Below are 9,758 nucleotides of genomic sequence, written 5' to 3' on the forward strand. Positions count from 1 at the left end.
CTTGCAAAGGGCCGAAAGTGTAACCCATGTCTCCGGAATGAACTGTCACCCATCTCTCGGGAAGGGCATATGCATTACAATAGCTTGGATAACCCTAAAGAGCGTCGCGCTGAACGGATTCATGCGACCGCTTGAAGTCTTTGTTTAATGCATGTCGTTGTCCCACAACCTCGGCACTTCTGGGCGACATGCATGAGTGCCCGGGTCTAGGCACGGGCGATCAGTCGATATTCGGTGTTATTGGCGCGTCGATTACCACTTCCGCCCGTTCAGTCAGACGCTATGCTGCTGACCGTGACACCAAGGCGCGCGTTCGTGATGAAGCAAAGTCAACACCGCTTGCATGAGCGGATGACCATTCGCGGCCACCTCGAACCCGCGTCCTTCCTGCCCTGGATCATGCGCCATGCGGCCAAGCTCGGTCTCGCGCACCACATCGCTCATGCAAGCACCGATCGCATCGAACTCGATATTGCCGGTGCGGCGGAACTGATCGACATGATGGAGATGGGATGTTCGCTTGGGCCCATTGAAGTCTGGGTCGAGACGATCGACCGCGCGCCTGTCGAGCAAAAAAACATATAGCCTTGCGTGTGGTTACCCTCCGTTTGCACTTAATTTAATCAATATTGCAATTGCGAAATAATTATGCATACGTCAGCCGCATCGAGCGGTTCGCCAACTCCTTGCGCCGGCATCTCTCTGGTCGGGAAACAGTAGTATCAGTACGGAAAGTAAGGTCATGCTGTCCGACAAGACGGACACCTGGGTGCCGGTCGCCCTTACCCAGGATCTGCCAACAGGACAGGTAATGCCGGCGCGGACGCCCGCCGGTCCCATTGCCCTCTGGCGAAGCCAATCGGGGCGCTTGGCGGCATCGGCGGATCGCTGTCCGCATCGCGGTATGCGCCTCTCCCATGGCTTCGTGCGCGGCGAGGCGCTCTCCTGCATCTATCACGGCTGGACCTATTCGCAGGCCGGTCAGTGCCTGCGCATTCCGGCCCATCCCAGCCTCACGCCGCCGGAGACGATTCGCGTTGCGACCCGGTTGGTCGAAGAGGCCGGCGGGATCATCTGGGTCGCTGATGGAGAGCCTGATGGCAAGCCACCCCTTTTTGAGGGTTACGTGCCGCTCCGTTCATTGACGGCCCGTGCCGGACATTCGGCGCTCTCGGTCGCTGCCGGTACGAAGGCCACCGTTGAAGGATACGTCTGGCAGGCGCCCGGCGCGCCGGCAATTCGCCTGCTGCCTATCCCGCAGGAAGCCGGCGAGACGCTGATCCACGTCCTTGTTCCAGCCGATTGCGATGCGTCCGAGCGCATCGCCGCCTCGCGAGCCGCCGAGAGCCTTCGGCGCATGGCCGAAGGGATCGAGGCGAAAGGGGCTGTGCCATGATCGACGATGCGATGCGCGACGAATGGTATCCGGTCGGGCTTTTCAGCCGGCTCGACCGCTATGGGCGCGAGACCACCCTGATGGACGAGCCGATCAAGGTTGCGCTCGACGCCGATGGCGCGGCGAAAGTGACAGGCGAAAACGGGCGCGTGCTGCCGGTTTCGGTGCGCTATGGCCATATCTGGTCGTCGCTCGGCGAACCGAAGAAACCGGTCTTCCCGATTCCCGAGGCAGACCAGCCCGGGCGCCGCTTCGTCGATGTCGGCGTGGTGCGGGTGCGCTGCTCGCCGCTCCGCGCCGTCGAGAACTTCCTCGACATCGCACACTTCCCCTTCGTCCATACCGACATCCTCGGCTCGGAGCCGCATACCGAGGTCGAAAACTACAAGGTCGAGATCCGCGAGGAAGAGGACGAGGTCTGGGCGACCCAGGTGAAGTTCTACCAGCCGCAGGCGGCGAAATCCGCGAGCGGAGGTATCACGACGGAATACATGTACCGCGTGCCGGCTCCGACCTGCTCAGTCCTCTACAAGACCTGCCCGCCGCGCCCGGGCGAATGGGATGTCATTACGCTATTCGTCCAACCGCTTGCCGAGGATCTCTGCGACGTCTGGCCGTGGATGGCGCTTTTCGATGACGAGACGCCACAGACCGACCTCATCCATTTCCAGCAGACGATTTTCCTGCAGGACCGCTCGATCCTCGAAAACCAGATCCCGCGTCTTCTGCCGCTCGATCCCGGCATGGAAATCCCGACGCGCGCCGACCTGACCTCGGTCGCCTATCGCCGCTGGCTGAAGCGCCACAATTATACCTACGGCGCGCAATTGGTGGCACAGTGAAGCTTTACGACTACATCCTCTCCCCAAGTTGCTACAAGGTGCGCCTGATGGCGACGCTGTCAGGTGTGAAGCTCGAAATCCGCCCGGTCGACTTCCATCCCGGCGCCGAGCATCGTGGCCCCGAGCTTATGGCGCTTAATCCGGGAGGCTCCATCCCGATCCTTGAAGACGGCGACCTGATCCTGACCGAGTCTTCCGCCATGCTTGGCTATCTCGCCGCGAAGGCAGCACCGGCCTGGCTCGGCAGCGGCGCCCCCGAGGAGACGGCGCGCATCCAGCAATGGCTTTCCTTCTCGCACAGGCTGACCGCCAACCTCGGCGGCGCGCGCCTGCATGAGATGCTGCTGCGCCCCGGTGACATCGGTGCGCTTCAGGCCAATGGCATAGCGGCACTACGTGAGCTGGAAGCCGGCCTCTTCGAACAAAAAATGCGTGGCGACCGGTTTCTCGCTTCCGACCGGCCGACGATTGCCGACATTGCTTGCTTTCCCTATGTCGCGCTCGCGCCCGACGGCGGCGTTTCCCTCGATTCGTATCCCACGATCCGGCTCTGGTCGCGAGCGCTCCGCAGCCTCGACAATTTCATCGAGATGCCCGGTATCCACCGGCTGCACGAGTTGAAGCCCGAACCGCGACCCATGCTGGACGAGGCGTGAGGTGACCGGCTATCTCCTGAAGAATTGCGCAGCGGTCATCACCGACGAGGGCAGGGGTCCGAGCGTCCGGCGCAATGTCGATGTGCTGACGAATGGCCCGCAGATCGAGGCAATCGGGCAAGGCCTGCACAGAAGCGAGTTGCCGGCCGGTACTATCGTGCAGGACGCCGACGGCTGGTTCGTCTATCCCGGCCTCGTCAACACGCACCATCACTTCTTTCAGTGCTTTGTGCGCAACCGTGCCGAACTCGACTGGACGAAGCTGTCGGTCATCGAATGGCTCGACCGGATCTATCCGATCTTCTCCCGGCTCAACGAGGATTGTTTCTACCACGCCTCGATCACGGCGATGGCAGAGATGATAAAGCACGGTTGCACGACGGCCTTCGACCACCAGTACAATTTTCCGCGCCATGCCGGAAAACGGCTCATCGACCGGCAGTTCGAAGCGGCCGATCTTCTCGGCATGCGTTTCCATGCCGGCCGCGGCGGCAACACGCTGCCAAAATCGGAAGGCTCGACCATTCCAGACGAGATGCTGGAGACCACGGACGAATTCATTGCCGACTGCGCACGCCTCATCGACACTTATCACGACACCAGTCCCTTCAGCATGCGTCAGGTCGTGGTCGCTCCCTGCCAGCCGGTCAACTGCTACCGCGAGACCTTCGTGGAATCGGTTTCGCTGGCGCGTGATCGCGGGGTGCGGATGCACACCCATGTCGGCGAGGGCGAAAGCCCGATCATCGAGGCCCGCCATGGCATGCGTACGGTGGACTATCTCGAGGACCTCGGATTTGCCGGCCGAGACACTTTCTATGCCCATTGCTGGGAGCTGACGCATGACGAACTGCGGCTGATGGCGGCGAGCGGCACCGGTGTCTCGCATTGCCCGGAGCCGGTCTATCTGGTGGGTGCGGAGGTGACTGATATTCCCGCCATGTCCGCCTTTGGCCTGCGCGTCGGTCTCGGCTGCGACGGTGCTGCCTCGAACGACAACTCCAACCTCATGCACTGCATCCATTCCGCCTACATGCTGCAATGCCTGGCGGCCTCGACGCGCGCTCATCCCGTGCCTGCGCCGGTCGATTTCCTCGGCTATGCGACAACGGGCGGGGCCGCGCTTCTGGGCCGCAATGACATCGGCCGACTGTCGCCCGGCATGGGCGCCGACCTCTTCGCGATCGACACGCGCCGCATGGATTATGTCGGCACGCGCCACGATCCATTGAGCCTGATCGCCAAGGTCGGTATCGGCATGCCCACCGACATGACCATGATCAACGGCCGCATCGTCTGGGAGAAGGGTGCGTTTACCGGGCTGAACGAGGCCCGGCTTGCTGCGGACGCGGAAGCCGCCTTTGCCGCGGTGGAATTCTAACAACTTAAGACAGGGGAACTGACATGCTGAACTATCTGACCCGCAGAACTCTGATGAAGGGCCTTGCCGCGACAGGGCTTGCCGGCGCGCTTGGCAGCCGTCCCGCCTTTGCGGCCGACGAGCCGCTCGGTATCACGCTCGTGCTCCCGTCGCCGGTCGGCGATGTCGGCTGGGGCCATGCGCTCGCCGCCGGCCTCGAGCCGGTCAAGGCCGCATACGGCGACAAGGTGAAGATCACCGTCATCGAGAACATCGCCGAAGGGCCGGACGCCGACCGGATCATGAACAAGACCGTCGCCGACGGTAACAAGTTCCTGATCGCCGGCTCATTCGGCTACCAGAATGGTGCATTACAGATCGCCCGCCGCGATCCTGCGGTCACCGTGCTGCATGCCTCCGGCTTCCAGACCGCGCCGAATTTCTCGCCCTTCGCGGCGAAGTATTTCCAGGGCACTTACCTGCTCGGCATAGCCGCCGCAGCTCTTTCCAAGACCGGCAAGGTCGGCTCCGTCTCGGCCTTCGCCATTCCGGAGCTGATCACCTCGATCAACGCATTTACGCTCGGCGCACAGACCGTAAATCCCGATATCGAGGTATCGGTCGTCTGGGTGAACTCCTGGTTCGACCCGGCCAAGGAACAGGAAGCCGCCAAGGCGCTGATGGCACAGAACTGCGACGTGATCTTCTCGAACGCGCAGGACACACCCTCCGTGATCTCGGCCTGCGAGGAGGCTGGCGTCTACGCGTTCAACCTCAATTCGTCGATGAAGAAATATGCACCGAAGAAATATCTCGGCTGCATCGCGACAGACTGGTCGCCCTTCTTCAAGGCTTCCGTGGATGCCCATCTCGCCGGAACTTTCAAGGGCGCCAACACCTTCCTCGGCGTCGCCGAAAAGGTGGTGGAGGTCGTGGACTGGAACTCAGATATCCCAGCCGACACGATGACGAAGATCAAGGAAGTGGCGGCGAAGATCGCCGACGGCAGCTTCTCGCCCTTCACAGGTCCAATCACCAAGACCGACGGCAGCGAAGCCGCCGCCGCCGGTGCGACGATAGCGGATCCCGAGATCGTCGCGATGGACTGGCACGTCAAGGGTGTCACCACACCACTGCCGAAGTAAGTCATGACCCCGCCCCTTCTGTCGCTCCGCGGCATCTCGAAGAGCTACGGCCAGATCCGGGCCAACCAAGCCATCGATCTGGACGTGGCGCCCCAATCGATCCATGCGATCCTCGGGGAGAATGGGGCGGGCAAATCGACGCTGATGAAGCTCATCTATGGCGTTGAACAGCCGGACGAAGGCACCGTCGTCTGGAACGGAGAGCATCTGCGCCTTGCCTCGCCGGCTGAGGCACGGCGCAGGGGCATCGGCATGGTCTTTCAGCATTTCTCGCTGTTCGAGACGCTGACTGTCGTCGAGAACATCCAGCTCGTCGTCCCCGGCGGCAAGGCGGAGCTGGCGGGGCGCATCCGCAGCCTCGGCCAGGATTTCGGCCTTGAAGTGGATCCTCTCGCCGATGTGCACGCGCTCTCGGTCGGCGAACGGCAGCGGGTGGAGATCATCCGCTGCCTGATGACGGACCCGAAGCTGCTCATTCTCGACGAGCCGACCTCGGTCTTGCCGCCGCAGGCGGTGAAGAAGCTGTTCGACACGCTCAGGCGCCTTCGCGACCGCGGCGTGTCCATCCTGTTCATCTCCCACAAACTGGAGGAAATTCGCACGATCTGTGACCAGGCGACGGTCTTGCGTGGAGGGCGCGTTATCGGCACCGTCGACCCGCGCGACCATGATGCGCACGACCTCGCCCGGATGATGATCGGCCGCGACATGCCCGAGGTGATGCCCGCGTTGGCCATGCCCGAGGGGGAGAAGCGGCTGGAAATAATCGACATGGACTACACGCCGGACGACCCCTTTGCCACGCCGCTCTCCGGCATCAGCCTCACGGTACGATCAGGCGAGATCCTTGGCATAGCCGGAATATCGGGCAATGGCCAAGGCGAGCTTGCCGCGCTCATCTCGGGCGAAGCGATGCTGCTGAAGGAACAACGCGACCGGATCTACATGATGGGCCGCGACGTAGGCACACTCGATGCGGCCGCGCGCAGGAGATTTGGCTTCGCCTTCGTGCCCGAAGACCGGCTGGGACGCGGCGCGGTCCCTGAAATGTCGCTCGTGCTCAACACCGTTCTTACCGCCCATCCTTTCGATCTCGTGAGGCGCGGCCTCATCAACAGCGCCGGAGCGACGGCTTTCACCAGCGAATGCATCCGTCGGTACGACGTCCGCGCCTCCGGCCCGGATGCCGAAGCGGGCTCGCTGTCCGGCGGCAACTTGCAGAAATTCATCGTCGGTCGCGAGATGATGCTGTCGCCAAAACTGCTTTTCGTGGCGCAGCCAACCTGGGGTGTAGACATTGGCGCTGCATCCGCCATCAGAAGGCGGCTCATCGCGTTGCGCAACCTGGGCGTGGCGATCCTCGTAATTTCCGAGGAACTCGAGGAACTTTTCGAACTCTGCGATTTCATCCAGGTGCTCCATCATGGAATGCTGAGTCCGCCTCTGGTCACGCGGGACACGCGCCCCGAAGACATCGGCAGATACATGATCGGAGCACATGCCTCGCCAGAGAAGGTTCCTGCATGAGCGTTTGGGCCGCGCCGTTCCTCCCCGCGCTCGTCCGCCGGGAGCATGCCTCGCTCGTCGCGGCCATGCTGGCCCCGGCTGTCGCGCTTGGCATGGCGATCATCCTCAATCTGGGCCTTTATGTGCTGATAGGCCGAGATCCGGCGGCCGTCCTGTACGCGATGCTTCTCGAGCCGTTCCTCTCCTGGGCATCGTTTGCGGAGGTGCTGCTGAAGGCGGGGCCCCTTCTCCTCATTGCTCAGGGGCTGGCGATCGGTTTCCGCGCAAAAGTGTTCAACATCGGCGCGGAGGGCCAGTTTATCCTGGGCGCTATTTTCGCCTCGGCGATCCCCGTCTGGTTTCCGCAGGCGACCGGGCAGTGGATCTGGCCGCTGATGCTGCTTCTCGGTGCCCTCGGCGGTGCACTTTGGGCATCTATCACCGCCTTCTGGCGCGTCAGGCTCAATGCGAACGAGATCCTGGTCTCCCTGATGCTGAGCCTCGTTGCGGCGCAAGTCCTCAACTACTTGCTGCTCGGCCCATGGAAGGACCCGGCCGGCTTCAATTTCCCACAATCCGTCATGTTTCAGAACGACGCGATGGTGCCGACCCTGATCACCGGTACCCGCGTCAACGTCTCGCTGCTCATCACACTTGCGCTCTCGCTGGTGGCCTGGGTTTTCATGCAGCGAAGCTTCATGGGGTATAAGCTCAAGGTCGGCGGCCTTGCCCCGCGCGCGGCCGGTTACGCCGGCTTCAGCGAAGGGCGTGCGATTTGGCTATCGCTTCTGATCGGTGGCTTGGCGGCGGGACTGGCAGGCGCGGCGGAAGTCGCGGGTCCGCTCGGCCAGCTGCAGCGCTCGATCTCGACCGGCTACGGTTATGCGGCCATCATTGTCGCCTATCTCGGCGGCTTGCATCCAGTCGGCATCATCTTTTCCGCGCTCTTTATGGCTGTCCTCTATATCGGCGGCGACAATGCGATGGTGTCGGCAAACCTGCCGATCGCCGCCGTCCGCGTCTTCCAAGGCAGCTTGCTGCTCGCCTATCTCGGCGCTGTGGCCTTCGTGCGCTACCGCATCGAGTGGCGCCGCCCCCATCACCTGAGCCAGCCATGAACGCCGTCGAGTTCATTATTTCGGGCATGCTCGCAGCGGCAACCCCCTTTCTCCTTGCCGCACTCGGCGAGTTGGTGGTCGAGCGCGCCGGCGTTCTTAACCTCGGCGTAGAGGGCCTGATGGCCCTCGGCGCGGTGCTCGCGTTCATCGTCGTCTACCACGGCGGTGGACACCTGCTGGGGTTCGTTGCCGCCGGCCTCGGTAGCGCCGTCCTGTCCCTCGTCTTTGCAGTGCTGGCACTCGGATTCCGGGCAAACCAGGTCGCGACAGGCCTTGCGATCGGCATTCTCGGCCAAGGCCTTTCGGCGCTGTTCGGCAAAAGCTACGAGAGCTTGACGGTCAAGGGGCTCCCGAAACTTGCCTTTCCCGGCCTCTCGGAAATCCCGGTAGTCGGCAGGCTGTTTGTCCAGGACGTCGTCGTATGGCTTTCCCTTGCCGTGACGTTTGCGATCTGGGCGATGTTTGCCTATACGAGAGTCGGCCTTGTCGTGAGGGCAATCGGCGAGAATCCCAAGGCAGCCCATGCCATCGGCTATCCGGTCATCGCTATCCGTATCGCGGCCATAGCTTTTGGTGGCATGATGGCGGGTTTTGCCGGCGCCTATGCGGCGGCGGTGTACACGCCCCTTTGGGCGGACGGTATGATTGCCGGACGTGGCTGGATCGCGATCGCACTCGTTGTCTTTGGTACGTGGCTCGCTGGCCGCATCTTCCTGGGTGCCTGCCTCTTCGGTGCGGTTTCGCTGATGAGCCTCGCCGCCCAGGCGACCGGTCTGGACTTGCCATCGCAACTGCTTTCCAGCCTTCCCTATCTCGTTACGATCGTCGTGCTCGGTGTCATCTCGGCGGACCGCCGCTTGCTCAGGCTGAACGGTGTCGCCTCGCTTGGCGAACCCTTCGAACGTTAGCCGGGATTAAAGTGGATTTGCGAAACTCGGCGTAAGTTGAAGGAGATTCGAAACGCCAGCGGACGATCGGCATCCGATCCAAAGGGCAGAAACGCCAAACGGGGCGAAGGTATGCCCGCAAGGGTAGCGCTGACGCCGTCGACTGCGAGCAGCGGAACGATGTGGCGCACAACGCGCCCGACATCGGTGGAGATCGTCGCGGGTTTCTTGGATCGTCCCCTTTTCTGCAGTACGAGCCCCATTCTCGAGGGTCCATTCTCCACCGCAGCCTAGGGAAGCGGCGTCGCAAGATGGCCTGAGGCATGCGCCCGGTAAATTCCCGCATGCGAGCACTCGTCCTGCCTGTCTAAGGTTCCGAGTCTAACCGCAAATCCTCGATTTTTTCCGCCAATTCCAACATATATATTCCGGTCGCCGCAAGAAGCCATAACAACGATTTCCAATACTACCTATTCTTGCAGAAACTAAAAACGCTACACTCGCGTAATCATATTGGTAACGGATGCTGTTCAACCTGCGTCCAGGCAACCAGCACGGGGAGCGGCGTTATGGATTTCTTTAAAAGTTTAACAAAGGTCTTGGCCGGCGGCGCGGTTTCCGTAGCTTTGTGCTTTCCGGCTGGCGCGGGCGGGCTCAGTGTGGGCATCGGCGGCAGCGGTGGGGTGGGTGTTTCGGTCGGCGGCAGTGGCGGCGGGCTTGGCGTCGGTGTCTCGGTCGGCGGGAGCAAGGGCGTCAATGCCGGAGCGACGGTCGGAGGCACCAGCGGCACCACCGCCAGTGTCGGCGCCTCGGTTGGCAGCGGCGTTACCGCCGGCGCCGGCGTATCG

At 62.3% G+C, this 9,758-nt stretch carries 10 protein-coding genes; all 10 read left to right on the plus strand.

The genetic code is table 11. The annotated features are described in order from the left end of the window. Window positions 1-318: 318 nt before the first annotated feature. A complete protein-coding gene (locus NKI61_RS31015; protein ID WP_023689148.1) occupies window positions 319-585 on the plus strand; it encodes an acylphosphatase in 267 nt (88 codons plus the stop codon). 157 nt (window positions 586-742) lie between these two features. Next, the gene (locus tag NKI61_RS31020) at window positions 743-1,396 is read left to right on the plus strand and encodes a Rieske 2Fe-2S domain-containing protein (RefSeq protein WP_023683609.1); all 654 of its coding nucleotides are present in this window, start codon (window positions 743-745) and stop codon (window positions 1,394-1,396) included. Continuing rightward, window positions 1,393-2,238, plus strand: a complete 846-nt coding sequence (locus NKI61_RS31025) for an aromatic ring-hydroxylating oxygenase subunit alpha (protein WP_023689146.1) — start codon at window positions 1,393-1,395, stop codon at window positions 2,236-2,238. The genes NKI61_RS31020 and NKI61_RS31025 overlap by 4 nt, the downstream gene beginning before the upstream one ends. Beyond that, window positions 2,235-2,894, plus strand: a complete 660-nt coding sequence (locus tag NKI61_RS31030) for a glutathione S-transferase family protein (RefSeq protein ID WP_023689145.1) — start codon at window positions 2,235-2,237, stop codon at window positions 2,892-2,894. The genes NKI61_RS31025 and NKI61_RS31030 overlap by 4 nt, the downstream gene beginning before the upstream one ends. Before the next feature lies 1 nt (window position 2,895). Further along, window positions 2,896-4,275 carry an amidohydrolase gene (locus NKI61_RS31035; RefSeq protein ID WP_023700478.1) on the plus strand — a complete coding sequence of 460 codons (1,380 nt, stop codon included), beginning with the start codon at window positions 2,896-2,898 and terminating at the stop codon, window positions 4,273-4,275. A 26-nt stretch (window positions 4,276-4,301) separates the two neighbouring features. Then, on the plus strand, window positions 4,302-5,399 hold the full coding sequence (locus tag NKI61_RS31040; protein WP_352842178.1) for a BMP family ABC transporter substrate-binding protein: 1,098 nt from the start codon (window positions 4,302-4,304) through the stop codon (window positions 5,397-5,399). Between the two features lie 3 nt (window positions 5,400-5,402). Beyond that, window positions 5,403-6,926, plus strand: coding sequence for an ABC transporter ATP-binding protein (locus tag NKI61_RS31045; RefSeq protein ID WP_352842174.1), 1,524 nt, complete (start codon window positions 5,403-5,405; stop codon window positions 6,924-6,926). Further along, window positions 6,923-8,023 carry an ABC transporter permease gene (locus tag NKI61_RS31050; RefSeq protein ID WP_023671209.1) on the plus strand — a complete coding sequence of 367 codons (1,101 nt, stop codon included), beginning with the start codon at window positions 6,923-6,925 and terminating at the stop codon, window positions 8,021-8,023. The genes NKI61_RS31045 and NKI61_RS31050 overlap by 4 nt, the downstream gene beginning before the upstream one ends. Beyond that, window positions 8,020-8,931, plus strand: coding sequence for an ABC transporter permease (locus NKI61_RS31055; RefSeq protein WP_023710456.1), 912 nt, complete (start codon window positions 8,020-8,022; stop codon window positions 8,929-8,931). The genes NKI61_RS31050 and NKI61_RS31055 overlap by 4 nt, the downstream gene beginning before the upstream one ends. Before the next feature lie 548 nt (window positions 8,932-9,479). Next, a partial coding sequence (locus tag NKI61_RS31060; RefSeq protein ID WP_352842176.1) for a hypothetical protein occupies window positions 9,480-9,758 on the plus strand: 279 nt, incomplete at its 3' end.

The organism is Mesorhizobium sp. M0514, assembly GCF_040321145.1.
Lineage (GTDB): Bacteria > Pseudomonadota > Alphaproteobacteria > Rhizobiales > Rhizobiaceae > Mesorhizobium.